The sequence below is a fragment of the Pseudoalteromonas denitrificans DSM 6059 genome, from assembly GCF_900112265.1.
GTDB classification, from domain to species: Bacteria; Pseudomonadota; Gammaproteobacteria; order Enterobacterales; family Alteromonadaceae; genus Pseudoalteromonas; species Pseudoalteromonas denitrificans.
The window spans coordinates 1-25,881 of record NZ_FOLO01000068.1; the positions used below are offsets into that span (position 1 = coordinate 1).

The following is a 25,881-nucleotide window of genomic DNA, read 5'->3' on the forward strand; positions in this document are numbered from 1 at the left end:
ATGTACCTACTTAATTTCATTAATCCAAAATCGGCAGCAGGCATAATATAAATCAATAATCATCCAATAAATATTCCACTTTATATTTTAGAGTTTTTAAAGAGTCTTCAGTGAATAACAACATTAAATCAAAATTTACATCATGATCTTCAACGCCATAACTCACTTCAATCGCTAACGTACGCTGCCATCGAGATTTATTAGTATGAACTAATTCTGCAACATCACAGTGCTGACCCATAACAACAGGATGACCTTGGCTAAATGGCATATCGAGTTGTTTTGACAGCCCAGATAAAACGGATCCAATTAAAATATTAGAAATATCCATTAAAAGTTCTAATTCAACTTTTTCGTTAACTTCTCCTTCATAACTCATGAGAGATGCAATTTCTTTAAAGCTAGAATCATTTAATAATATTAAAGCTTCACCAGATACCCCACCGCCAATAAAACCTTGGCAAACACCCGATGTACTTTCATTTAAATCAATAGACTGTAATGCCATATTCAATTCACTGACTTCTAAAACATTCACATTAGGAATTGGTAGTTTTACAAATACATTAAGTAAACGCGCTAACAAATCACCAGCTTGCCCCATAGCAACATTGGTTAACTCTTGATAAATATCACGAATTTCAGGCTCAAGCTGTTCGCCTAATTTATGTGCTAAACGCTCTCGAATCGCTTTATCTTTAATACCATGTTTTTCTATAATCTCATCAAGCTTTTCTGCCGAACAAGGCTTTTTAATAAAATCAATTGCGCCTAACTCCATCACACGTGCATGGGCTGTTGGTTGAATATCACCAGATACAACAACAGTTAAAACTTCTAAGTTTTGCTCTTCAATTGCCTGTAAGACTTCATAACCGTCCATTTGTGGCATATTCAGATCAAGAAACAATATTTCAGGTTTAATTTTTTTTATCTGTTCTATACAATGAACGCCATGTTCAGCGTACTCTATTTGAATATCCCAATCATCAGGTAAAGAACGCGCTAACTGACGGCGAGCAAGTCTGGAGTCATCACATATTAAAATAGGAGTGGCCATACACATTCTCTTATTGATTTATTTTATTAATTTTAGAAGATAAAACTATAAAGCTACAAACTTCTTTTAGTAACTTTAGCATAGCAGATATGTAAACACGATTTAATATTAAACTATTAGATTAGCATGTTAGCAGTTCAATGTTACATTTATATAATTTCTTTCATAAAATAAAAAATGCTTTTATTCATATTCCCATTACATTGTAACGCTTAAATAAATACAATTAGTAAATATCAAATAAACACTCGGAAAATTTATGTTACGAATACTTTTATATTTAACCATCACTCTTTTTAGTTTCTCTAGCGCTGCCAATATAAATACATTTGATGCTGGAAAAGTGATGGCTGGTGATAAACCCATCGTTTTATTAGGCTCACCAGTCAAACTAGGACAAAAAGCACCCAACTTTAAAGTTGTTGATGATAAATTTAATCCTGTTCAGCTAACTGATTTTCTAAATAAGAATTTATTAATAAGCGTTGTGCCAAGTTTAGATACAGGTGTCTGTAGTTTACAAACCAAATTTTTTAATGAAAAACTTGCTATAGAATACCCTGAACTTGTGATGTTAACGATCAGTGCAGATTTACCTTTTGCACAAAAGCGTTTCTGCACCGCTGAGAATATAAATAAAGTCATTACTTTGTCTGATTCTGTTTGGCATGATTTTGGTAAAAATTATGGCTTAATGATTGAGAATATGGGCTTACTTACTCGCACAGTTTTATTGTTAAATAAAGAGCATGAAATTGTTTATAAACAATTAGTACCAAGTTTATCACAAGAGCCCGATTATATTTCGGTGACGGCTGCAATAAAAAAGCTGTAATGAATTTAAAGCGGGTTTAGAATGCCCGCAAACTTATTTCAGTTTTCATTAATATTCAATCTAATTACCAATTATTTAGGTTTTTAATTAAAATATCTTCAAAAACTTGGATATGGTCAACTCGATTATTTAAAGCAGGAATATAATCAAAGATTTGACCACCAGCTTCAATAAAAACATCTCTATTTTCAATAGATATTTCTTCTAACGTTTCCAAACAATCAGCAGAGAATGCAGGACAAATTAACTGAACAGACTTAATCCCTTGGCTTGGTAATTTCTCTAATGTTTTATCTGTATAAGGTTGAAGCCACTCTTGTTTACCAAAACGAGATTGGAAAGTCATCATCCATTCGTCATCGGTTAACTTTAATACTTTGGCTGTTTCCTTCGCTGTATACTCGCAATGCTCGAAGTATGGATCACCCTTTTCAATACATGATTTTGGTAAACCATGAAAAGAAAATATTAATTTATCGGCTTTGCTTTTTTGCTGCCAAAAATCTTTTATTGAATTAGATAAGGCTGTAATATAAAGTGGATTTTGATAATAATCTTTAATAAACCTAACCTGTGGTAAATTTCTTACTTTAGAGAAAGCCTGATTTAATTTATCAAATACTGCTGCTGTTGTTGTTGCTGAATATTGCGGATATAGAGGTAATATAAGTATATTTTCAATACCTTTTTGACGCATAAAATCTAACTTAGAACTGATAGATGGTTCACCATATGTCATAGCTAACTCAATAGTTAAGCCTACACTATGCTGTTCATTAATTAAATGCTTTAACGATTCAACTTGTTGCTCACCAATCACTCTTAATGGTGAGCCTTGCTCTGTCCATATAGAGGCATAGGCCTTAGCAACTTTCTTACATCTTAGTGGGAGCACCGCACCATTTAAGATGAAATACCAAATAAAAGGTGGGATTTCAACAACCCGAGTATCAGACAAAAATGCTTTTAAATATTTTTTTACTGCTTTTGGACTTGGTTCATCAGGTGTACCTAAATTAACCAATAAAACGCCATATTTAGAAGGATTCTTTGTTAAAGATAATTTCATTATATTTCTTTTAAGTTGGATATAAAAAACCCACAAAAATTGTGGGTTTTAAATTTATTAGATATTCATCAATTATGCAATGATACTGATCAATCTAAGGTAAATAACTTGATGTATCTAGGCCACGTCAAGATACATGTTTAAAATAGTCTAGCCTAATAATTCAGCAAGTTGTGCACTCACAGCTTCAACAGCCTGCGTACCATCAAATTTATTATATTGTGTATTTCCAGATTTAGCTTCCGCTTGATAATATTCAACTAATGGTTTTGTTTGATCATGGTAAATACCTAAACGTTTACGAACCGTCTCAGCCACATCATCTTCACGAATAATTAAATCATCACCTGTTTCGTTATCTTTACCTTCAACTGCAGGTGGATTATATACCACATGGTAAACACGGCCAGAAGCGGGATGTACACGACGCCCACCCATACGCTCAACAATAACTTCATCAGCAACATCAAATTCAATCACGTTATCAACGTTAACACCATTTTCTTTCATAGCATCAGCTTGAGGAATAGTGCGAGGGAAACCATCTAATAAAAAGCCAGTTTCACAATCTGGTTTTGCGATACGCTCTTTAACTAATCCAATGATAATTTCATCAGAAACAAGTTGGCCTGCATCCATTACTTTTTTAGCTGCAAGACCCATTTCAGTGCCTTCTTTGATCGCCGCACGTAACATATCACCTGTCGAGATCTGTGGAATACCATACTTGTTCATTAGGAATTGAGCTTGAGTACCTTTACCTGCACCTGGTGCACCTAAAAGAATAATGCGCATATTTATTGCCTTTGTTTGAAATTAAAGTTCGAAGCGAATTCTTCCATAAGCGCTAAGCATACTCAAGAAACTTTGAAATAAATTCGCCAAAAGTTGTAGAAAACAAAAAAGGAAGCCTGAGCTTCCTTTTAATTAACTACATTTTAAACCTAAATTAAGTCTATTTGCTTAAATCTAGCATTAGCTTATTCAAACGACTTACAAACCCAGCCGGATCTTTTAAAGTACCGCGTTCAGCTAATAATGCCTGATCTAATAATACCTCAGACCACTGTGCGAATTTATCTTCGTCTTGCTCATCATTTAGATGTTTTACTAATTGGTGTTCAGGGTTTAACTCAAAGACAGGTTTCGCTTCTGGCGCACCTTGACCTACCGCTTCCATTAACTTAGCCATTTGAGAACTCATATCATTTTCATCTGATACAACACAAGCTGGAGAATCAGTTAAGCGATGCGTAAAACGCACTTCTTTAACTTTATCACCTAATACTGTTTTAATGCGTTCAACTAAACCTTCAACTTCTTTTTCAGAGCTTTCTTGCTCTTTTTTACTTTCATCATCATCCAAGTCACCTAAATCTAAGTCACCACGTGTAATTGACATAAGTTGTTTAGAGTCAAACTCAGTTAAATGGCTCATCATCCATTCATCAACACGATCTGACATTAATAATACTTCAATGCCTTTCTTACGGAAGATTTCTAAATGTGGAGAACTTTTTGCTGCTGCAAAGTTATCAGCTACAACATAATAAATCTTTTCTTGGCCTTCTTTCATACGTGATACGTAATCAGCTAATGAAACACTTTGAGTTGACTCATTATTTTCTGTTGAAGCAAAACGTAAAAGCTTAGCAATAGCATCTTTATTAGCTGCGTCTTCTGCCGGACCTTCTTTGATCACCTGACCAAACTCATTCCAGAATACTTGATAATCTTCTGCTTTGTTTTTGCCCATACGATCTAGCATTTTAAGGATACGAGAAGTACAACCCTTACGAATAGCTTGCGTTACTTTATTATCTTGCAAAATTTCGCGAGATACATTCAATGGTAAATCATTAGAATCCAGTAAGCCTTTTACAAAACGTAAGTAACTTGGCATAAATTGTTCAGCATCATCCATAATGAATACACGTTGAACATATAATTTTAAGCCACTTTTATGGTCACGATTCCATAAATCAAATGGTGCTTTTTTAGGGATATACAGTAAGCTTGTATATTCAGACTTACCTTCAACTTTATTATGAGACCATGCTAGAGGCTCTTCCCAATCATGACTTACATGCTTGTAAAACTCTTTATATTCTGCTTCTTCTATTTCTGATTTATCCAGCGTCCAAAGCGCCGTTGCCTTGTTGATAGTTTCCCACTCTGCTGGAACCGCAGCAACTTTTTCACCATCAGGACCTTCAGATTCAGGTACTTCTTCTTTAAACATTTGTACCGGAATTGAAATATGATCTGCGTACTTTGTTACTATGCTACGTAGACGAACATCTTCTAAAAATTCCTTTTCTTCATCTTTTAAATGAAGTGTAATTTCGGTACCACGTGTTTCTTTTTCAATTTCAGCTATCGTGTATTCGCCTTCGCCTTTTGAGTACCACTCAACAGCTTTATCTTCACCGGCTTTGCGTGTACGAACAGTCACGGCATCAGCAACAATAAATGCAGAATAAAAACCAACACCAAACTGACCTATTAGTTGAGAATCTTTTGCTTGATCACCAGATAAATTTTCAAAAAATTCAGCTGTGCCTGATTTTGCAATTGTACCAAGCGAACTAATCACTTCATCACGATTCATGCCTATACCATTATCAGATATAGTCACAGTGCCTGCTTTTTCATCAGTACTAATTTTTAATTTTAGTTCTGCATCACCTTGATACAAGTTTCCATCAGAAAGTGCTAAAAATCGTAATTTGTCTGCAGCATCTGATGAATTAGAAATAAGTTCACGTAAAAAGATTTCTTTATTTGAATATAAAGAGTGAATCATTAAATTTAAAATTTGTTTTGCATCTGTGCCAAACGCATGGTTTTCTTTATTTGTTTCTGTAGTCACTTGTTATAACTCCGCATATTTGGTGCTTGAGCCAACTGAATATATGTATTGAAATAATTCAATTGGCGTAAATTTGGTACATTTAGTTTATTTAATAAATGTTACTGTTTTATATGGTGGGTCATAGGTTTTTTTCAAGTGCAGTTTAAATAAAATATATAATTAAAAACCAAGCTTTTTTATTTTTTGGAGAACTTCTCCGTACCTTAGATTTTCACAGCAAGCAAAACCATTCAGTTTTTTCACTTTATTACGAGCAAATAATGGGACACTGATCCCAGTTAAAAAACGGCAGTAGATTCCTGAAGTTATTTCCGATTCTTTTATACCATTTTTAGCTGCTGCTAAATGTTTCTTCAATACAGTAAGTGAATCAACAATTAAAGAGTCACTTGGCCATTGAGGTTTTATTGAATGCCTAAGCTTAGCAACTTTTCCCCGGCAAACACTGCAATGACCACAATGTTCTGGTGTAGCTGCATCATCAAAATACAAACCAAGATTGCGGCTTAAACAATGTTTAAGTTCGAAAAACCGTATTAATGTTGCAATTCGTTTCACTTCCTTTTGCTCTTTATCGATATAATACAGATATAAACCTGTTGCAAGTTTAGGATCATTAAGCAAGCTAACATCAACATTAAATACTTCAGTGATCCGCTTAGTTTCAAGTTCTATCAATTCTTTTTCAGCTAAATAGTCAAGTGCAGATACAACACGATTCCTATCGTAACCATACTCTTGAAACAAGCTGTCAAAATTTAAATTACCCCAGATTTTTTTGAACTGAGTATGAGAAAAGATAGCTGATAAAAAAATTTGACGTTCAAGTGTAAAATTAGAAAGAATCGTTTCCTTTGATTGTAAAAATTTAAACTTAAAATCCGCAAAATATGCATACAAAGGTTTTATAACGCCTAATAACTCTAGCTGAACTAACAATGTTTTTAATGGTAACTGTTTCACATTACTTGCATTTGATAATCCCGTAATTTGCAATTCCCATTGATTAAAATGCAATTCCTGCTTGATATTATTAATAATATATTCAATACCTGCTTGCTCCGGAGTATCACCAAAAACAAAATTTTCTACCGTATTAATGCCATCTAAGTTTGCTAAAGTAACACAATAAGATGCTAGACCATCACGCCCTGCACGGCCGATTTCTTGGGAGTAATTTTCAATTGATTTGGGTAAATCATAATGAATAACAAAACGAATATTTGATTTATCTATCCCCATACCAAATGCGATTGTCGCCACAACCACTTGCGTTTTATCATTCATAAAATCATTCTGAATTTCAACTCTGCGATCATTTTCAAATCCAGCATGATATGCTGCTGCATTTATATTATTCATTTTTAAATATTCAGCAACTTGTTCTGCACTTTGTTGTAAAGTCACGTATACGATGCCTGAACCAGATTGTTCTTGTACTAGATGCAACAATTGTTCTTTTTTATCTTTTTCATTTACAGGCAATACTGCTAAATCTAAGTTCGCGCGATAAAAACCCGTTTGCACAACATGATTGCGCATAATATTAAAGCGTTCAGCCATATCATGTTTAACTTTTTTTGTAGCTGTTGCAGTTAATAGTAAAACTAATGGAATATTCAATTCTTGACGATACGTTGGTAGTTTCAAATAATCAGGCCTAAAATTATGGCCCCATTCTGAAATACAATGTGCTTCATCTACCACTAACATAGAGACTGAAACAGATTCGATAAACTGTCTAAAACGTTCATTTTTAAAACGCTCAACCGACACCATTAAAATTTTTGTATCACCACTTCGTACATCAGCCATGACTTGTTTATTTTGTTCTGGGGTTAGGGTGGAATCAATGCTCGCCGCTTTAATTCCTTTTTTAGATAAAAACGCTAATTGATCTTTCATTAAAGCCAATAAAGGTGAAACAACTAATGTTAAGTGGGGCAAATGTATTGCCGATAATTGATAACACAAAGATTTACCTGAACCCGTTGGAAATATTGCTAAGGAAGAATACCCCTCTAACAATTGTGCAATTGTTTGATGTTGTCCTGAACGAAATGAATCAAAACCGAACCATTGCTTTAATGATAAATGAAGATCAATACCCACTTTCTAACCCTTTATTTTTTGACTCTAAAATAGTAACTTTCAATTGAAGCATTTCTTTTATTATCCGTTACTAAAAAATTTATTCACAACAAATAACGATTTATAATATTTTGAACAAGTTACTTTATGCAGATATTTTATCTTTTATTTCTTTCATTAAATAGTTAGCTAAAATAATTTTCATACTTTACTTGCAAAAATATCATTCACTGTATAAATTACCAGTATAGTTACTGTATGGATAAACAGCATGTTAATTTCTCTTGAAATCGAAAATTTTGCAATTGTAGATAAACTCAATGCCGAATGGGGCCCCGGAATGACAACGATTACTGGTGAAACCGGCGCTGGTAAATCAATTGCAATTGATGCTTTATCTTTATGTTTAGGTGAACGTTCAGAAGCTTCTGCTGTTCGCCCTGGCAGTGAACGAGCCCAAGTAAGCGCTCAGTTTGATATACATAACTTACCTAAAGCTCAGGAATTTTTAGCTAACAATGATTTGTTAAGCGATGGTGAATGCCTTATTCGTCGTTCAATCAACAATAATGGTAGAAGTAAAGGTTACATAAATGGAATTGCTGTTACAGCAAGTCAATTAAAATGTTTAGGTCAATACTTAATCTCAATTCACGGGCAACATGCCCATCAATTACTTACTAAGCCTGAACATCAACTGCATTTACTTGATGAATATGCAGGCCATACAAAATTGCAATCACATGTAAAACAAACCTTTAAAGATTACCAGGAACTAAAAAGAGAATTTCAAAAACTTTCCGAAGAACAAGTTCACCAAGAAGCACAACAACAATTACTGCAATATCAAGTGCAGGAGTTAGATGAATTTTCATTAACTAAAGGTGAGTTTGAACAAATAGAAATAGAGCTGAATAAATTAAGCCATAGTCAAACTTTATTGGATGCCTGTCAGCAACAAATACAAAACCTATTTGAACAAGATGGTACTAATGCTTTTAATTTAGTACAAAGTAGTGCAAGCCAATTATCTGAACTGGCAGCCATTGATAACGCACTAACACCTATTTCTGAATTATTATACGAAGCTAGCATACAAATAGAAGAAGCCACAAACGAGATAAAAGATTATCAAGCCCATATAGAGTGTGATCCAATACGGTTAATCGAAGTTGAAGAGCGCATGAGTCAAGCTTTAACGCTTGCAAGAAAACATCAAATTCAGCCTGAACAACTATATCAATTACACCAAGAATTAATAAAAAAACTTGATAACATATCAACTAATAATGCTCGATTATCCCAACTTGAACAGTTAATCACTGAGGCTTTAGTGCTTTATCATATGGCATCAAAGTCATTAAGTGCAAGTAGGGTTACTGCCGCCACTAATTTAAACCAATTGATAAGCGCAAGCATGCAACATTTATCTATGGAGCATGGTCTTTTTGAAATTTCCCTGGTTTATCAACCAGATATAACGCCAAACAAATTTGGGTCTGATAGTGTCGAATTCTTAGTTTCAACAAATCCCGGGCAGCCACTTCAACCTTTAGCAAAAGTCGCCTCTGGTGGAGAACTGTCGAGAATAAGCTTAGCAATTCAAGTGATCATAGCAGGGAAAGTAACAACGCCCACTCTAATATTTGATGAGGTAGATGTAGGTATTTCAGGACCAACAGCAGCTGCAGTGGGAGAATTATTACGTAAATTAGGAAAATCTACACAAGTCATTTGCGTTACCCACCTACCACAAGTTGCAAGTTCTGGCCATCAGCAGTTTTTTGTTGCCAAACATACTGATGGAATACAAACATCAACACAAATGTTAGCCCTTGATAAAAAAGGTCGAACAGATGAGATAGCACGTTTATTAGGTGGTACAAATATCAGTAAAGCAACACTTACAAACGCAAAGGAATTATTAAATTCCCATCTTTAAAATGTTTAAAAACCCACAAAAAAGGAGCCGTTAAGCTCCTTTTATATTCTGAAAACAAATAAACTAACCTGCTTACATACACACTATCCGGCAGTATTTAATGGTTCAAAACTTTTAACTAAATCGTCGACTGCTTTCATTTGCGTTAGGTAAGCCTCAAGTTTAGCTAAAGGTAATGCACAAGGACCATCACACTTTGCTTTAGCTGGCTCAGGGTGTGCTTCAATGAATAAACCAGCAAGTCCTAAAGCCATTCCGCTTCTAGCAAGCTCAGTAGCTTGAGCACGACGTCCATCTGCAGAATCACTTCTACCTCCTGGACGTTGTAAAGCATGTGTTGCATCAAATATAACAGGTGCTTGTTGTTTCATATCATCCATACCTAGCATATCAACAACTAAATTATTGTAACCAAAGCTAGAACCGCGTTCACATAAAATAATTTTGTCATTTCCCGCATCATTGAATTTTGTAATGATATGACGCATTTCATGCGGTGCGAGAAATTGTGGTTTCTTTATGTTGATAACTGCATCGGTTTTAGCCATAGCAATAACAAGATCTGTTTGACGAGCTAAAAATGCTGGTAGCTGTATAATATCAACCACATCTGCAACGACTGATGCTTGTGAAGGTTCATGCACGTCGGTGATTAATGGTACATTAAAAGTCGACTTGATTTCTTCAAATATTTTTAAACCTTCTTCTAAACCTGGTCCACGATAAGAATTAATTGATGAGCGGTTAGCTTTATCAAATGACGCTTTAAAAACGAAAGGGATCCCTAGTTTTTGCGTAACAGTTACATAATGTTCTGCAATCTTCATTGCTAAATCACGAGACTCTAATACATTCATACCACCAAATAAAACAAACGGTTTATCATTTGCGACTTCAACAGAGTGAACTTTTATTATATTAGTATTCATTTTTTATCCTTTAAGGTGCAACAGCTTGCATCATAAGCCCACAAATATAGGCCATATAAGTTCCAACGCCATAACCTAGCACTGCCAATAATACACCAACTGGAGCAAGAGAAGGATGAAATGCAGCTGCAACAACAGGTGCAGACGCAGCCCCACCAACATTAGCTTGTGATCCAACGGCCATATAAAATAACGGGGCTTTTATTAATTTTGCAACGATTAACATTAAACTTGCATGGATCAACATCCAAATACCACCAACTACGAATAAGCCAGGGTTATCAAACATAGCAGTTACATTCATATGTAAACCAATTGATGCAACCAAAATATATAAAAAGCTTGAAGCGACCTTTGATGCACCAAATGCTTCTATATGACGCACTTTAGTAAATGACAGGCTAATTCCTATCGTAGTAGAAATCACAATTAGCCAGAAAAACTTACTATTTAAACTGTATTCACTTGCCCAAGCAAAGTTATTACCAAAGTACGGACCTAAAATATCTGCAGCGAAATGTGCAAGACCGGTAATACCAAAAGCAATAGCAATGATTGTCATATAATCATTTAATGTCGGCATTCGTGCATGTTCCGCATGATATTTTTGAACACGGTTTTTTAAGTCCTCAATTGCTGAAGTATCAGCACCTGTTTTTGCATCAATTTTTTTATGGTTAGCAGCCATTAATAATAAAACGGCCATCCACATATTTGCAACGATCACATCGACTGTGACCATAACTGAAAATATATCACCACCGACTTCAAACATTTCTTTCATTGAAGCTTGATTTGCACCACCACCAATCCAGCTACCTGCAACTGTTGTCATACCACGCCATACGGCATCAGGACCATGTCCACCTACAATTTCAGGGCTTATCGCACTCATCACTAATATCGCGATAGGTCCACCGATTACAATGCCTAAAGTACCAGTTAAAAACATTATTAAGGCTTTAGGCCCTAAATTCAAAATTGCTTTTAAATCAATACTGATTGTCAATAAAATTAAACAGGCTGGTAATAAGAATCGTGATGCAACGTAATAAACGTTAGAGCTGTGTCCATCAACAATACCAAATGTATTCAATAATGACGGAAGAAAGTAACATAATAATAATGCAGGTACATATTTATAAAACTTTACCCAAAATGAATTTTGGCTACTCGATGTTTTAAAAATAAACCCTAAAATAATTGCTAATAAACCAAGAACAACCGCATCATTCGTGATCAATGCTGAATGTGTGTCAGCCATTGTATTTCCTTCTATTTAAATATTGAATGTTAGAACCACTAAAGGTTAATGGCCCTTTCATATTTTAATGAATCGTATTGATATTATGTTCTAACTCTTCAAGTTGATGCTGAATCAACTCAATAGCAGGATCATCAGGACATTCATTTATAAAGTATTCTAAATCTTCCCTTGCCATTTCGGAGCAATTAATATTTCTTAAAAGGTAACCTCGATCTCTACGTTCATATGGATCATCACCTGTAATATCAATTAATAACTCAATACAATTAAGCGCTTGATAATTTTTATTTTCAGAAATAAAAGCCCACTTTTGATGCGCTAAGAATAACTTATATAGACCATCATTCGGTATAACTTGAAAAGCATCAGGGTTTTCTTCTTCCGATAAGTTTTCAGCTTTTAAATACCATGACTGTTGTCCTGAAGCAGGGTCAATTAAATAACCTTCTCCTTCACTCATTTTAACAAGTACCATCAGGCAAGTTTCAAATACAACAATGCATGCATTAAAATCAGACTTTTGTAATACATGTGTCAGAATCAAAGCTAATGGAAGATCACTTCCAGTTCGATAACTTAAAGCATAGGATAAACTATTTAATCGACTTTCTTCTATCCTTTGACTTGTGCCACTAAAAGTCCATTTTCCATAAAAATCGTCAATGAGGGCATCAAGCCCTTCATGTGTATTCTTGCAAATTTTTGTTATATTTTTAGCTTCAGTTGCAAGGTTTTGCAATATATCTAAATATTCCATAACGTCAGCTACTGCAAGCCATTTTAATTCTGCTTTTAAGCAGGCGTGAATGGGTTCTAATTGATCATAATCTTGTTCATGATCGTCAAACCAGATATCTGACTTCAATACCTGTACAACTCTATAAAATCTCAAAAGGCCTATAGTCTACCCATGTTTTAGGTCAATTTCATTAGTAAAAGTTAATTAACTGACTAAAAAGAATATATACATAAGCAACTTTGCTGAAAACAACATTCTTTTGATTAAAAAACAAGGCTATACGTATTACCTTTATATTAAAATGCTCAACAAAAAATATAAAGATAACAGCGCAAATACCGGGATACTAAAATGAAAAGCTATAAAGTAAGCAGGTATAACATAGCGGTTTAATTAACCGCTTTGTTGGAACTGAAAATGATGGGCATTTTCAGAAAATTTTATCTAAAGCCTGAATTTTCAAGTACCGCCGTAGCCAATGTATCCCAACTTTCGCTGTTGTACCCCTTAACAAGATCATGATTGATGTTGTGCCATTGTTCATCAAAACCTTCACCTATTCCCAGTATTTTAAGATATTCCTTATTAACAACTATGTATTGTTGTTTATACGGAATTAACCAGCGGTTTTGTTGATCAACTGCTAATGCAATGTATGCTTCTTCATAACTAGCAAACCACAAATTAATCAAAGCGTCACATCGAGAAGAATGAAATAAGATACCCATATTCATGGTAACTTTGGTTACTGCACTGCCCGATAATACTTGCTGAGCATGTTGCCAACTATCAAATCCATATTTTGTGGCAATAATAAAATGACAATGTTTTAATTTTATTTCTTGCGTGAAATCAAGATTAAAAGTTTTTAATTGTCGTTGCTGCTTATCTATTAAACTTCCACCTACTTTGATCGCTTTTAGCATTTTCTTTGCTTGGATTTTTAATTCATTTATTGCTAAATTCATAATGATCCTCCGATGGAAAAGTTACACATAAATTCTACTTTTTGAAAAGTATAAAGTAGCTGTATAAAAGTAAGTAATAATATAAATACGGTGATCTTTGTGGCTGAAAAAATCATACGGAAAATCAATTTGTAAATATTATTAATTAATGGATGTTTTTTTGGAATATCAGGCATAGCCTGATTTTTTGTAAGGTGAGTCACAATTCAAATACCTCTAAGTAATCGTGGCATTCCGCAAAGCCTACTTAGTTCATATCGAACTGTTCAAATTTTTTAACTCAGAGTGAATTCATCTTTAGCGGACAGGTGTCTCTGCAACCTGTGCGCATTCTAAGCGGAATTGTTAAGTAGAGTCAAGCAAGGAGTATAAGACTTTTAAAATTGCATTAATGCGTAATTTACTTGAGTCAATAGGATTTTAATTGAGCACATTTAGCATTACATGCAATAAATGCATGTAACGCTTTTTAATTTAGCCGTAGTGCGAGTAAAATCATATGCTTTGTGGCTGTAATATACTTTTTGAAAATTTAAGAGACTTCTTAGATAACGCGTCGATTTATATTCATTCAGTATCTTCTGACGATATTATTGAATATCTAACCTGTTTTAACTTGAAATGCTTAGTTATAAAAAAGCTGAAAACATCGGCCACCATGTTTCAGCTTGATACCTACAACTAAAATTAATTACAACAAAAATGAATTTTTAGTTCCAGCTAAATAGCCTATAAGAAGTAAACTGATAGTTGATATTATTAAAATAAAAAACTGCTTTGGCTTTTCTTTTTGTTTCAAAAGTATAAAACCTAAACCTATATAAACTATAACAAGAGCTATTTTTTCTAATAACCAAGGTTGTTCCATTGGGTTGAGCCCAGCCATGTATATTAATGAGAAAGCACTTAATAATAATAAAGTATCTCCCACATGACTGCTTATAAATAAAATTTTATTTTTTGCTAATTGCCAGTTATTTAGTCTAGATATTGCACGTAAATAAAATAATACGATGCTCAGAACAACAAATGTTAAGTGCATATGTTTTACTGCCAGGTAACTCATTTATTTCTTTTTCTCCTAAAGTATTTTAACCGTCTTGATTAACTAAAAGAATATTTTCAAACGTATCAATATTGCTTATAAACAAATCAACCAGTTTAGGTTCAAAATGCAGACCTTTTTGATTTTTTATTTCACAAACTGTTTGCTCCAAATTCCATGCTTCTTTGTAGCAACGTTTATGTCTTAATGAATCATAAACATCGGCTAAAGCTACGATTCTACCATAAATATGAATATCTTCGCCTTTAGTTCCTCGAGGATAACCAGAGCCGTCCCATTTCTCATGATGATCACGCGCAAGTATCGCGCCAGCCTTAATTATTGAACGTTTTGAATCTTTCAATATATTATGGCCATTTTCAGAGTGAGATTTCATTAAATCCCATTCATCACTATCAAGTCCTTTGGGTTTGTGAATTATTGTATCTGGAATGCCGATTTTACCAACATCATGTAGTGGTGCGGCATGCTTTAAAATTTCAGACTCAACTTCTGACATTCCATATAAAGATGCTAATTTGCAGGCAATATGTGCAACACGTTTAACATGATTCCCCGTTTCACTAGAGCGTTGCTCTACCGCTTCACCTAATCTATATACAATTTCACGCTGCGTATCTTCAACTTCCGATTGAAGCTGAATATTTTCATAGGCAACTTGTACGTTTTGAGCAAAGATTTCAATTAAATGTTTATGAGAAGGTGTTAGATTTTTTGGAACCCCCGAGATATACAACATAGAATTATGATTACACTCACTTGAACAATATGCAAAAAGGTAATCATCTCGATATACAATGCTTTTATCTTTTAACGACTGCAGACAAGCTTTTAACTGTTCACCAGTCAGTACATCTTCAAGTAGCTTTCCAGCAGACTCTTCGAACTCCCCTTGCCCCGAAAAAACCACTAATTTATTTTCATTGCCATTTTCAGCAGGGTTACTCGCAACTAAAGTTGTTGCATACATAGCCTCATCAACAGTGCCAATAATTGAAGTTAATTGCTGTATAACACCTTCAATAAAATTTTCCATTGAGTGTGCTGTAAAAATATCTCGTGAAGCAATTATTATTTTTTCAAGACCCTGTCTAGACTGTTCAATCGATAAAATATCGCGATATGAACGCAAACTTGACATCACAACAGTAAATAGTTTTTGTGCTGTTAATTCTGTTTTTGATTTATAGTCATTAATATCATAATTTACAATAACTTGCCTTTCTGGTGCTTGTCCTGGTTGCCCCGTTCTTAAAATAATTCTGGCATGATTATTTTTAGCTTCCTCTCTGATAAACTGAGCAACTTTAAGACCCGCGTCATCTGTTTCCATAACAACATCGAGTAAAACAATTGCAACGTCAGGGTGTTTTGCAATCAACTCTTTTGCTTCTTTACCAGAGTAAGCACTCAAAAATTCTAGGCTTTTATCTTGGAACTTAAAGTCACTTAATGCCAACTTAGTTACAGCATGTACTTCAGACTCATCATCAACGATGATAAGTTTCCAAGTACCATGTTCAACAGCTTCTAATTCCTCTTCAGGCTCTTCAGAAAATAAAAAGTCTTCTGTCATTTGATACTCCCTTAAAATACATACTTATTTTGACTATTCTTGCCACTGCGCTACAGTTATTCGATCATTTCCCGATAGATCAGTGAAGGTCTTAATACCTTTATAAGACATTTTGTACAAAAAATCACTTACTTGTTCAGATTGATTATAACCATGCTCCAATAAAATCATGCCGTTTTGATTTAAATATTTTCTAGCTTCACTAATTATATGCTTAAGATCTGCTAAGCCATTATCTTGTGCAATCAAAGCACTCAAAGGTTCAAAACAAACATCTCCTTGATTTAAGTGAGGATCATCTGGCTCGATATATGGTGGATTACTCACAATAACATCAAACTTTTGTGATTCAAAAGCATCAAACCAGTCACTTTGTAAAAAATGCACATTATCAAATCGTGAATTTTCATTAAGCCTTTTTTGATTACGCTTTGCAAGTGTAACTGCGGCTCCAACTTTATCACACCCTGTAATTTTCCAATGAGCATACTCACTGGCTATGGCTAATGCAATTGCGCCAGTACCAGTCCCCAAGTCGAGTAATGAAATATTACCTGTGATCTCTAATGCAAGCACTTGTTCAACTAAAGTTTCTGTATCAGGACGCGGGATCAAAGTTTGTGCATTAACTTCTAAAGGTAAGCTCCAAAATTCTCTAAAACCAACGATATGTGCAACTGGTTCACCTCGTTTTCTCCGCTCAACCATATTTAAAAATTGCTTGTGCTGTTTGTGTGATAATTGCTTTTCTGGCCAGGTATATAAATAAGTACGCGTTTGATCAATACAGGCCAATAACAAGACTTCTGCGTCTAATTTGGCCGTGTCTGACTTTTTATCTTCTGGTAAAGCTAAAAAGGCGTTGGCTGCAGCAGCCAACGCCTTTTCAATCGTTATAATACTATCTATCACAATTACTGGTCACCCATAGACGCAAGTAAATCAGCTTGATTTTCTAACATTAATGGATCAATTACAGCTCCTAAATCACCGGCCATAATTTCATTTAATTTATACAAAGTTAAATTAATTCTATGATCGCTAACTCGACCTTGAGAGTAATTATAAGTACGGATACGATCAGAACGATCGCCGGTACCAACCAAGTTTCGACGTTCAGACGCTTCTGCTGCTTGGCGCTTTTCATCTTCAGCTTGTTGCAAACGCGCACCTAAAACAGACATAGCCTGAGCTCTATTTTTATGTTGAGAACGTTGATCTTGACATTCTACCACCACACCAGTTGGTATATGAGTTAAACGAATCGCTGAATCCGTTTTATTAACGTGCTGACCACCTGCACCTGATGCACGAAAAGTATCAATTTTAAGGTCTGATGATTTTATTTCGATTGCTTCGGCTTCTGGAATTTCAGCCATAACAGCAACTGTACAGGCTGAAGTATGTACACGCCCTTGAGATTCAGTTTCTGGAACACGCTGTACACGATGCGCGCCTGATTCAAACTTGAGTTTTCCGTATACATCATCACCCGTTATATGCGCTATAATTTCTTTAAAGCCGCCATGGTCACCTTCATTTGTAGTAACCACTTCTAACTTCCATTTTTGTGCTTCTGCATAACGGCTATACATACGAAATAAATCACCAGCAAAGATAGCGGCTTCATCCCCACCAGTACCCGCTCTTACTTCTAAAAATACATTATTTTTATCTTTTGGATCTTTAGGGAGCATTAAAACTTGTAGCTCGTCTTCACATTTTGCTACTTGTGCTTTTGCTTCTTTAAACTCTTCCTGTGCCATTTCGCGCATATCAGGGTCTGAGTCTTTAAGCATTTCTTCAGCGGTTGAAACGTCGTCTTGTGCTTCTTTAAAAGAAGTAAATGTTTGTACAACATCCTCTAATTCAGAATATTCTTTAGATAGTTCACGAAAACGATTTTGATCACTGATCACCGAAGGATCACTTAATAGTGCTTGTACCTCTTCATAACGCTCTTCGATTGTTTCTAACTTATGATAAACCGATTCTTTCATTTATTTTAACTACCTATTCTTTTATTGATGATCACTCATCTATACCTAAAACATTTTTTAATTGTACTAATTGAGCAAGTTCGCCAGATTCAGCTGCTTGTTTAATTGAACGCGTTGGAGCATGCATTAAACGGTTACTTAATTTATTAGCCAATTCCAAAATAACTTTTTCAGCAGGTTTACCTGCACTAAGCTGTGCTGTTGCACGCTCTATTAATTCATTTTTTATTTCATCAACTTGTTGACGATAAACCCGAATTAAATCAACTGCATCTAAAGATTTTAGCCAGACTTCAAATTCGGCAACCTTCAAAACAATAATTGCTTCTGCTTCTTCAGCAGCTTTAAGCCTACTTTGTACATTTTGGTTCACAATGGCTTGTAAATCATCAACTGTATACAAATAAGCATCATCAAGTTCACCAACCTGACTTTCAATATCTCTTGGCACAGCAATATCAACAAACAACATAGGTTTATAGCGGCGTGCTTTTAACGCCTGCTCAACAACCCCCTTACCTATTATTGGTAAAGTACTTGCTGTAGAACTTATCACAATATCCGATTGGATCAACTGCTCAGGTACTTGCGCTAATGATACTACATTAGCATTAAATTCAGCAGCAACAACTTGCGCTTTTGAGACAGTACGATTTGCGACAGTCATATTAACACAACCATTTTGTTGTAAATGTCGGGCAACTAGCTCTATTGTCTCACCTGCGCCAATTAATAACACCTTAATTTTATCTAATTTACCATAAATATGCTTGGCCAAACTAACAGCAGCATATGCAACAGATACAGCACTTGCACCTATATCCGTTTCTGTTCGTACTTGTTTAGCCACAGAAAATGTTTTTTGAAATAAACGTTCAAGTAATACACCAACACAAGATAGACTTTTAGAGGTTTGATAAGCCTGTTTTATCTGACCAAGTATCTGCGGTTCACCTAACACAAGTGAATCTAACCCACATGCAACGCGCATTACATGTGAAATAGCTTGGGTATCGGTATAACAATATGTATGTTGACTTAGCTCTGTTTCTGTTAACTTATGAAAATGCGCTAACCAAGATAATAATATTTGGGGATTATTCTCTTCAAGGATACAATAGACTTCAGTTCTATTACAGGTTGAAACAATAACGGTCTCTAAAAACACTGAAGAATTAAGCATTTGCTTTAGAGCATTTTCATGTTGCTCTACAGAAAAGGCGACTTTTTCACGTAAATCTACAGATGCTGTTTTGTGATTTATACCTAATACAACCAGACTCATAAAAAAGACCTATTAAACAATACTTATAATTAAACTCATAATAAGAGCAAAACAAAACTAAGAAGAACCGAATTTTACGAAAATCATTCGAATAAGGAAAGGAAGGAAAGAAAATAGATGCGATTATATTTGATTTTGCTCATAGTTTTTTTATTTATTTCAGGTTGTGCACAACAAATCACCGATGATAAAGGCATATACTCTGATTGGAAGTCCCGAATAAACAAACAAAATACTTGGAAAGCTAATGGTAAAATTGCTTTTATAAATACAAATGAAAGGCAATCAGCTAATTTCACTTGGAAAAATAATGGTGACAAACATACCCCTAATTTTAAACTAAAATTAACCACTTTTATTGGCACCCAGATATTGTCTGTAAGCCAAGAAAAAAATAAAGCTCAATTAGATTACGATGGAAAAACATATTTTGATACTAGCGCACAAAATATGCTAAATCGTTTAACAAACATCTCTTTTCCGGTAAGTGATGCTCCAAGCTGGTTAAAAGGACGCCCTAAAAGTAACAATATTAAATTCGATGATTTAGATAGAGTGCAGTCCGCCCGCATTCAAGATAACAAAGGCGAATTTTGGCATGTAACATATAACCAATATGCACAAACTGATGGCTTTTGGTTACCTAGGAAAATGAGTTTAGTTAACAGAGACCTTAAAATAAAAATGCAGATACATTCATGGCAGATAACACAATGATAAATGAAATAAAACCTTCAAAACACATTACTTCATTTATTGCGCCAGCAAAATTAAATTTATTTCTACATATTAATGCACGTAGATCAGATGGTTATCATGAGTTAGAAACTTTATTTATATTTTTAAATTATGGGGATAAGCTCACATTTAATGTAACCAAAAATACCCAAGTGACACTTTTAAGCAATACTAATGAGATCCCTAATGATGATAACTTAGTCATCAAAGCTGCGAAGGCTTTACAAAAAGCAACAAAGTGTCAGTTAGGTGCAGATATTTATTTAGAAAAAAACTTGCCCATGGGTGGTGGCGTTGGTGGTGGGTCATCTGATGCCGCAACGACCCTCTTAGTTTTAAATCAACTTTGGCAAACAAACCTTTCTATTACACAACTTTGTAATATAGGTATAAAACTAGGAGCTGACGTACCTGTATTCATCAAAGGAGAAGCCTCTATTGCACAAGGTGTAGGAGAAGAATTAAAACCTATAAACTTAAAAGAAAAATGGTATTTAGTTTTGCATCCTAATGTACATATAAGTACAGCTAAAATATTCAGTCACCCGGACCTTCCACGTAATACTCCAAAACTAAAAACTGATTGGCAATCATTCCCAGTTAGAAATGATTGCGAAGATTTGGTTAAAAAATACTATCCCGAGGTTGATAAAACCCTCCAGTGGTTGTTAAAATACGCTCCGTCTAAAATGACAGGCACAGGTGCATGCTGTTTTTCAAGTTTTGAAACCAAAGCTCAAGCACAACATGTCCTGAATGCTTTGCCTGATTGCTGGCAAGGTTTTATAGCCAAAAGTGCTATGGTCTCGCCATTACATAAGCAGATCAGCACAAAAAAAATGTAACATACCCGACCGTTTTGTAGCTTTATATGAAAGTTTCAACTTAAATATAAAGGTATATTCGGTAAACCTAATAGTCAGTGCCTGAGGAAATCTACTGTGCCAGACATGAAGCTCTTCGCCGGTAATGCAACACCTGAGTTAGCTCACAAAGTTGCCAAACGTTTATATATTGAGATGGGACAAGCGGAAGTAGGTCGTTTTAGTGACGGTGAAATCGCAGTTCAAATCAATGAAAATGTACGTGGATCAGATGTATTTATCATTCAATCTACTTGTACTCCTACTAATGATAACTTAATGGAATTAATCGTCATGGTTGATGCACTTCGTCGTGCTTCTGCCGGTCGTATTACAGCAGTTATTCCATATTTTGGTTATTCTCGTCAAGACAGACGAGTACGCTCTGCCCGTGTACCGATCACTGCAAAAGTTGTCGCCGACTTTTTATCTAGTGTAGGAGTTGACCGTGTTTTAACAGTTGACTTACACGCAGAACAAATTCAAGGTTTCTTCGATGTACCTGTTGATAATGTTTTTGGTACTCCCGTACTATTAGAAAACATGAAAGAAAAGTCATTTGAAGATGTTGTTGTTGTATCACCTGATATAGGTGGTGTTGTTCGTGCACGTGCCGTTGCCAAACTATTAGATGATGCCGATCTTGCTATTATTGATAAACGTCGCCCTAAAGCAAACGTATCTCAAGTAATGCATATTATAGGTGATGTATCTGGTCGTGATTGTATCATTGTTGATGATATGATTGATACCGGTGGTACATTATGTAAAGCAGCTGAAGCATTAAAAGAACATGGCGCTAAACGTGTTTTTGCTTATGCAACTCATCCTATCTTGTCGGGTAACGCAGCCGAAAACATTAGAAACTCTGTTATTGATGAAGTGATTGTGACTGATTCTGTTCCGCTTACAGATGAACTTAAAGCAATTGACAAAATTACAGTATTAACTCTTTCTGATATGTTAGCAGAAACAATTCGTCGTATTAGTAACGAAGAATCTATTTCAGCGATGTTTGATCAGTAGTTTTAGTTACGACTTAAGCGCTGCGTAATGCAATTGCAGCGCTTATTTTAACGCCTCCATTTTTTTTCTGTTCTGTATGACCCATAAAAGCGCTAAACTTTATTTTATTCACTAAATTTATATCCTTTCAACATAGCTGATGTTATAGTTACGCGCCTTTTTTAGGTGGACTCTTTGGTCGCGAAGAGTTTAAACATAAATTAAAAATATATTGGAGACAATAATGTCTAACGAAATCTATACATTAGATGCTGAAGTACGTTCTAACTTAGGTACGAGTGCGAGCCGCCGCCTACGTAAAGAAGATAAAGTTCCAGCTATCCTTTACGGAATTGACAAAGAAGCAGTATCTTTATCTTTAGAGCACAAATCAGTGATCAAAGCGCAAGAGAACGAAGGTTTCTACACGCATATTCTAACTTTAAACATTGCTGGCGAATCTGTTCAAGCAATCTTAAAAGATATGCAACGTCATCCGTTCAAACCTGTTGTAACTCACTTAGATTTCCAACGTGTTGATGCTACTCATAAGATCCATACTAAATTACCAATTCACTTCACTGGTGAAGAAGCAATTTCTAAAACGGGTGCTACAGTATTACACCAAGCAACTGAAATTGAAGTTAGCTGTTTACCAGCTGATTTACCAGAATTTGTAGAAATTGATGTTTCTACTTTAGAAGCAGGTACTACTCTTCATATTTCTGACGTTAAACTTCCTGAAGGCGTTTCTTCAGTTGAGTTAGTTAAAGGCCATGACCTTGCTGTAGCTAACATCAAAGTACCTAAAGCAAAAGCTGAAGATACTGAAGAAGAAGAATCAGCAGCTGAATAGTAATTTAAGGTAATTATCCTTGAATTCAATTCAAATGCTTGTGGGCCTGGCAAATCCAGGCCCCGAATACGCTAAAACACGTCACAATGCAGGTGCTTGGTTTATTGAGCAGATTGCACATCGCTATAATTGTACATTAAAGCATGATCCTAAATATCACGGCCTAATTGGTAAAGTGATAATTCAAAACCAAGAATTTAAACTATTGATCCCTACTACTTTTATGAATTTAAGTGGGAAATCAGTTGGTAGTTTAGCTAATTTCTTTAAAATTCCCGTTGAAAATATTTTAGTTGCCCACGATGAATTAGATTTAGAACCAGGTATTGCCAAATTAAAAAAAGGCGGTGGTCATGGTGGACATAATGGTCTAAAAGATATCATAAGCAAAATGGCGAATAAAAAAGATTTCATGAGACTACGTATTGGTATTGGTCATCCAGGGCATAGAGAACAAGTCACAGGTTGGGTTCTTGGAAAGGCGCCTAAGTCAGAGCAAGAAATGATGGATGCAGCAATTGATGAAGCTGTTCGATGCTTAGAGATTTTAGCAAAAGATGGTGTGTTAAAAGCACAAAACAGATTACACTCTTTTAAACCATAAAATTGTTGCATTTTTCTCTAGAGTTCTAAAACCTCATAAGCATTACGAGTAAAATAAACATATTGGTTTCATAGTCAAAATATAAGGTATCCTAAAATGGGTTTTAAATGTGGCATCGTCGGTTTGCCTAATGTTGGTAAATCAACACTCTTCAACGCGTTAACAAAAGCTGGCATCGAAGCTGCTAACTTTCCATTTTGTACGATTGAACCAAATACAGGTGTAGTACCTGTCCCAGATTCACGTCTTGATCAATTAGCAGAGATTGTTCAACCTCAAAAAATATTACCAACTACGATGGAATTTGTAGACATTGCAGGCTTAGTTAAAGGGGCATCTCAAGGTGAAGGACTAGGCAATAAATTTTTAGCTAATATCCGTGAAACAGATGCAATCGGCCATGTTGTTCGTTGTTTCCAAGATGATAATATCGTTCATGTTGCAGGTGATATAAAACCTGAAGATGACATTGATGTTATCAATACTGAGTTAGTACTTGCTGATATGGATAGCGCCGACCGTGCAGTATTCCGTATTGCTAAAAAAGCAAAAGGAGGTGATAAAGATGCTAAAGTGGAATCAGCTGTACTTGAAAAAGTTAAAGCACATCTAGATGAAGGTCTAATTTTACGTTCACTTGAACTTACAAAAGAAGAATATGCTGCAATTGAATATATTAACTTCTTAACGATTAAACCAACTATGTATATTGCTAATGTCAGTGAAGATGGTTTTGAAAACAACCCTTACCTTGATAAAGTAAAATCAATTGCTAAAGCTGAAGGCGCGATAGTCGTTGCTGTATGTGCAGCAATTGAATCTGAATTATCAGAACTTGATGATGAAGACAGATTAGAATTTATGGCTGATTTAGGTTTAGAAGAGCCAGGTTTAGATCGTGTGATCCGTGGTGGTTATGATTTATTAAATCTTCAAACTTATTTTACCGCAGGCGTAAAAGAAGTACGTGCTTGGACTATATCTAAAGGTGATACCGCACCTCAAGCTGCAGGAAAAATTCATACTGATTTTGAAAAAGGCTTTATTCGTGCTCAAACAATTGCTTTTGATGATTACATAGAATTTAAAGGCGAAAATAAAGCAAAAGAAGCAGGTAAAATGCGCCAAGAAGGTAAAGACTACATAGTTAAAGATGGTGATGTTCTGAACTTCTTATTTAACGTATAGACAAGTTCTAACACTTGTTAGCAATATAAAAACCCCAGAAGCTCTCTGGGGTTTTTCATTTATATTACCTAAGTTAGCCCTAATAAATAGTTAACTCGCTATTATTTTTCAATCCAAATTAAGGTTAAATAATAAATTTTGTAAAATATTTTTTTATTTCTAAACAGTCCTATTCAAATTGAGTTTATTTTAGGAACACACTCTTCATATCTATTCTTTTTTAATCAGTTAGTTTAAATTTCCTGCAAACAAACGCCCTATGGCACTTTTTTTATAAAAAGGTGTTGACGCAATTAAGGGTTATCAGCATAATACGCCCCGCACCGCAGAGATGGTTATGTATAGGCTACTTAGCTCAGCTGGTTAGAGCACATCACTCATAATGATGGGGTCACAGGTTCAAATCCCGTAGTAGCCACCATTACTAACTTTGCATGCATAAAACTAAAAGTTTCATTTATGAAACTGGTGTCGCGGAAGTGGCGGAATTGGTAGACGCGCTGGATTTAGGTTCCAGTATCGCAAGATGTGAGAGTTCAAGTCTCTCTTTCCGCACCATTTAGTTTTAAAAATAAATTGATATAATTGGGATATCGCCAAGCGGTAAGGCACCGGGTTTTGATCTCGGCATTCCCAGGTTCAAATCCTGGTATCCCAGCCATTTTTATTTAAAGTGAATTATATTAAAAATAAAATATGGCTACTTAGCTCAGCTGGTTAGAGCACATCACTCATAATGATGGGGTCACAGGTTCAAATCCCGTAGTAGCCACCATTTTAAAGTTTAATAGAAACTTAAAAACTATTACTACCTCAATATATTATATTGAATGCGGAAGTGGCGGAATTGGTAGACGCGCTGGATTTAGGTTCCAGTATCGCAAGATGTGAGAGTTCAAGTCTCTCTTTCCGCACCATATTCTCG

The 25,881-nt window shown here is 35.0% G+C and carries 22 protein-coding genes and 5 tRNA genes; 13 read left to right on the forward strand and 14 right to left on the reverse strand.

The genetic code is table 11. From position 1 onward, the window contains the following. Positions 1-52: 52 nt before the first annotated feature. On the reverse strand, positions 53-1,060 hold the full coding sequence (locus BM088_RS23930) for a response regulator (RefSeq protein ID WP_091990870.1): 1,008 nt from the start codon (positions 1,058-1,060) through the stop codon (positions 53-55). A 259-nt stretch (positions 1,061-1,319) separates the two neighbouring features. On the opposite strand from BM088_RS23930, the gene tpx reads away from it, so the two are divergent. Then, positions 1,320-1,895, forward strand: coding sequence for a thiol peroxidase (gene tpx / locus BM088_RS23935; protein WP_091990873.1), 576 nt, complete (start codon positions 1,320-1,322; stop codon positions 1,893-1,895). Between the two features lie 64 nt (positions 1,896-1,959). Here tpx and hemH read toward each other — a convergent pair whose 3' ends face one another. The 4 genes from hemH to BM088_RS23955 form a co-directional block, all read right to left on the reverse strand. Then, entirely contained in the window at positions 1,960-2,964 is a 1,005-nt protein-coding gene (gene hemH, locus BM088_RS23940) for a ferrochelatase (RefSeq protein WP_091990875.1), read from the reverse strand. Between the two features lie 150 nt (positions 2,965-3,114). Continuing rightward, positions 3,115-3,759, reverse strand: a complete 645-nt coding sequence (adk, locus tag BM088_RS23945) for an adenylate kinase (RefSeq protein WP_091990878.1) — start codon at positions 3,757-3,759, stop codon at positions 3,115-3,117. Positions 3,760-3,919: 160 nt separating this feature from the next. Next, positions 3,920-5,836, reverse strand: a complete 1,917-nt coding sequence (htpG, locus tag BM088_RS23950) for a molecular chaperone HtpG (protein ID WP_091990881.1) — start codon at positions 5,834-5,836, stop codon at positions 3,920-3,922. Between the two features lie 162 nt (positions 5,837-5,998). Beyond that, a complete protein-coding gene (locus BM088_RS23955; protein WP_091990883.1) occupies positions 5,999-7,951 on the reverse strand; it encodes a RecQ family ATP-dependent DNA helicase in 1,953 nt (650 codons plus the stop codon). Between the two features lie 250 nt (positions 7,952-8,201). On the opposite strand from BM088_RS23955, the gene recN reads away from it, so the two are divergent. Next, a complete protein-coding gene (gene recN / locus BM088_RS23960) occupies positions 8,202-9,872 on the forward strand; it encodes a DNA repair protein RecN (protein ID WP_091990886.1) in 1,671 nt (556 codons plus the stop codon). A gap of 83 nt (positions 9,873-9,955) precedes the next feature. Here the strand turns inward: recN and kdsA are convergent, their stop codons facing one another. The 9 genes from kdsA to hemA all read right to left on the reverse strand — a co-directional run bounded on the left by kdsA (position 9,956) and on the right by hemA (position 19,702). Further along, a complete protein-coding gene (gene kdsA, locus BM088_RS23965) occupies positions 9,956-10,801 on the reverse strand; it encodes a 3-deoxy-8-phosphooctulonate synthase (RefSeq protein WP_091990888.1) in 846 nt (281 codons plus the stop codon). 10 nt (positions 10,802-10,811) lie between these two features. Next, complete coding sequence (locus BM088_RS23970) at positions 10,812-12,065, reverse strand: DUF819 family protein (protein WP_091990891.1); 1,254 nt, start codon at positions 12,063-12,065, stop codon at positions 10,812-10,814. 64 nt (positions 12,066-12,129) lie between these two features. Next, complete coding sequence (locus BM088_RS23975; protein WP_091990893.1) at positions 12,130-12,933, reverse strand: tetratricopeptide repeat protein; 804 nt, start codon at positions 12,931-12,933, stop codon at positions 12,130-12,132. A 314-nt stretch (positions 12,934-13,247) separates the two neighbouring features. Then, positions 13,248-13,775, reverse strand: coding sequence for a hypothetical protein (locus BM088_RS23980; protein ID WP_091990896.1), 528 nt, complete (start codon positions 13,773-13,775; stop codon positions 13,248-13,250). 691 nt (positions 13,776-14,466) lie between these two features. Further along, positions 14,467-14,841, reverse strand: a complete 375-nt coding sequence (locus BM088_RS23990; protein ID WP_091990901.1) for a SirB2 family protein — start codon at positions 14,839-14,841, stop codon at positions 14,467-14,469. A 25-nt stretch (positions 14,842-14,866) separates the two neighbouring features. Then, positions 14,867-16,417 carry a response regulator gene (locus tag BM088_RS23995; protein ID WP_091990904.1) on the reverse strand — a complete coding sequence of 517 codons (1,551 nt, stop codon included), beginning with the start codon at positions 16,415-16,417 and terminating at the stop codon, positions 14,867-14,869. Positions 16,418-16,450: 33 nt separating this feature from the next. Then, the gene (gene prmC, locus BM088_RS24000; protein ID WP_245763908.1) at positions 16,451-17,329 is read right to left on the reverse strand and encodes a peptide chain release factor N(5)-glutamine methyltransferase; all 879 of its coding nucleotides are present in this window, start codon (positions 17,327-17,329) and stop codon (positions 16,451-16,453) included. A gap of 2 nt (positions 17,330-17,331) precedes the next feature. Next, a complete protein-coding gene (prfA, locus tag BM088_RS24005) occupies positions 17,332-18,417 on the reverse strand; it encodes a peptide chain release factor 1 (RefSeq protein ID WP_091990908.1) in 1,086 nt (361 codons plus the stop codon). A 31-nt stretch (positions 18,418-18,448) separates the two neighbouring features. Then, entirely contained in the window at positions 18,449-19,702 is a 1,254-nt protein-coding gene (gene hemA, locus BM088_RS24010; RefSeq protein ID WP_091990910.1) for a glutamyl-tRNA reductase, read from the reverse strand. Positions 19,703-19,819: 117 nt separating this feature from the next. Between hemA and lolB the strand changes: the two genes are divergently transcribed. The 11 genes from lolB to BM088_RS24065 all read left to right on the forward strand — a co-directional run bounded on the left by lolB (position 19,820) and on the right by BM088_RS24065 (position 25,873). After that, positions 19,820-20,419, forward strand: a complete 600-nt coding sequence (gene lolB, locus BM088_RS24015; RefSeq protein WP_091990913.1) for a lipoprotein insertase outer membrane protein LolB — start codon at positions 19,820-19,822, stop codon at positions 20,417-20,419. After that, positions 20,401-21,285, forward strand: a complete 885-nt coding sequence (gene ispE / locus BM088_RS24020; protein WP_245763909.1) for a 4-(cytidine 5'-diphospho)-2-C-methyl-D-erythritol kinase — start codon at positions 20,401-20,403, stop codon at positions 21,283-21,285. Before lolB ends, ispE begins: the two co-directional genes overlap by 19 nt. A gap of 96 nt (positions 21,286-21,381) precedes the next feature. Beyond that, positions 21,382-22,329, forward strand: coding sequence for a ribose-phosphate pyrophosphokinase (locus tag BM088_RS24025; protein WP_091990918.1), 948 nt, complete (start codon positions 21,382-21,384; stop codon positions 22,327-22,329). A 223-nt stretch (positions 22,330-22,552) separates the two neighbouring features. After that, complete coding sequence (locus BM088_RS24030; RefSeq protein ID WP_091990921.1) at positions 22,553-23,164, forward strand: 50S ribosomal protein L25/general stress protein Ctc; 612 nt, start codon at positions 22,553-22,555, stop codon at positions 23,162-23,164. Positions 23,165-23,183: 19 nt separating this feature from the next. Further along, the gene (pth, locus tag BM088_RS24035) at positions 23,184-23,768 is read left to right on the forward strand and encodes an aminoacyl-tRNA hydrolase (RefSeq protein WP_091990923.1); all 585 of its coding nucleotides are present in this window, start codon (positions 23,184-23,186) and stop codon (positions 23,766-23,768) included. A gap of 96 nt (positions 23,769-23,864) precedes the next feature. Then, the gene (gene ychF / locus BM088_RS24040; protein ID WP_091990926.1) at positions 23,865-24,956 is read left to right on the forward strand and encodes a redox-regulated ATPase YchF; all 1,092 of its coding nucleotides are present in this window, start codon (positions 23,865-23,867) and stop codon (positions 24,954-24,956) included. Between the two features lie 344 nt (positions 24,957-25,300). Further along, positions 25,301-25,377 (forward strand) — tRNA-Met (locus tag BM088_RS24045). Between the two features lie 52 nt (positions 25,378-25,429). Further along, positions 25,430-25,514, forward strand: a tRNA-Leu gene (locus tag BM088_RS24050). 28 nt (positions 25,515-25,542) lie between these two features. Next, positions 25,543-25,617, forward strand: a tRNA-Gln gene (locus BM088_RS24055). Positions 25,618-25,654: 37 nt separating this feature from the next. Beyond that, a tRNA-Met gene (locus BM088_RS24060) sits at positions 25,655-25,731 on the forward strand. Between the two features lie 57 nt (positions 25,732-25,788). Further along, positions 25,789-25,873, forward strand: a tRNA-Leu gene (locus BM088_RS24065). Positions 25,874-25,881: the final 8 nt, after the last annotated feature.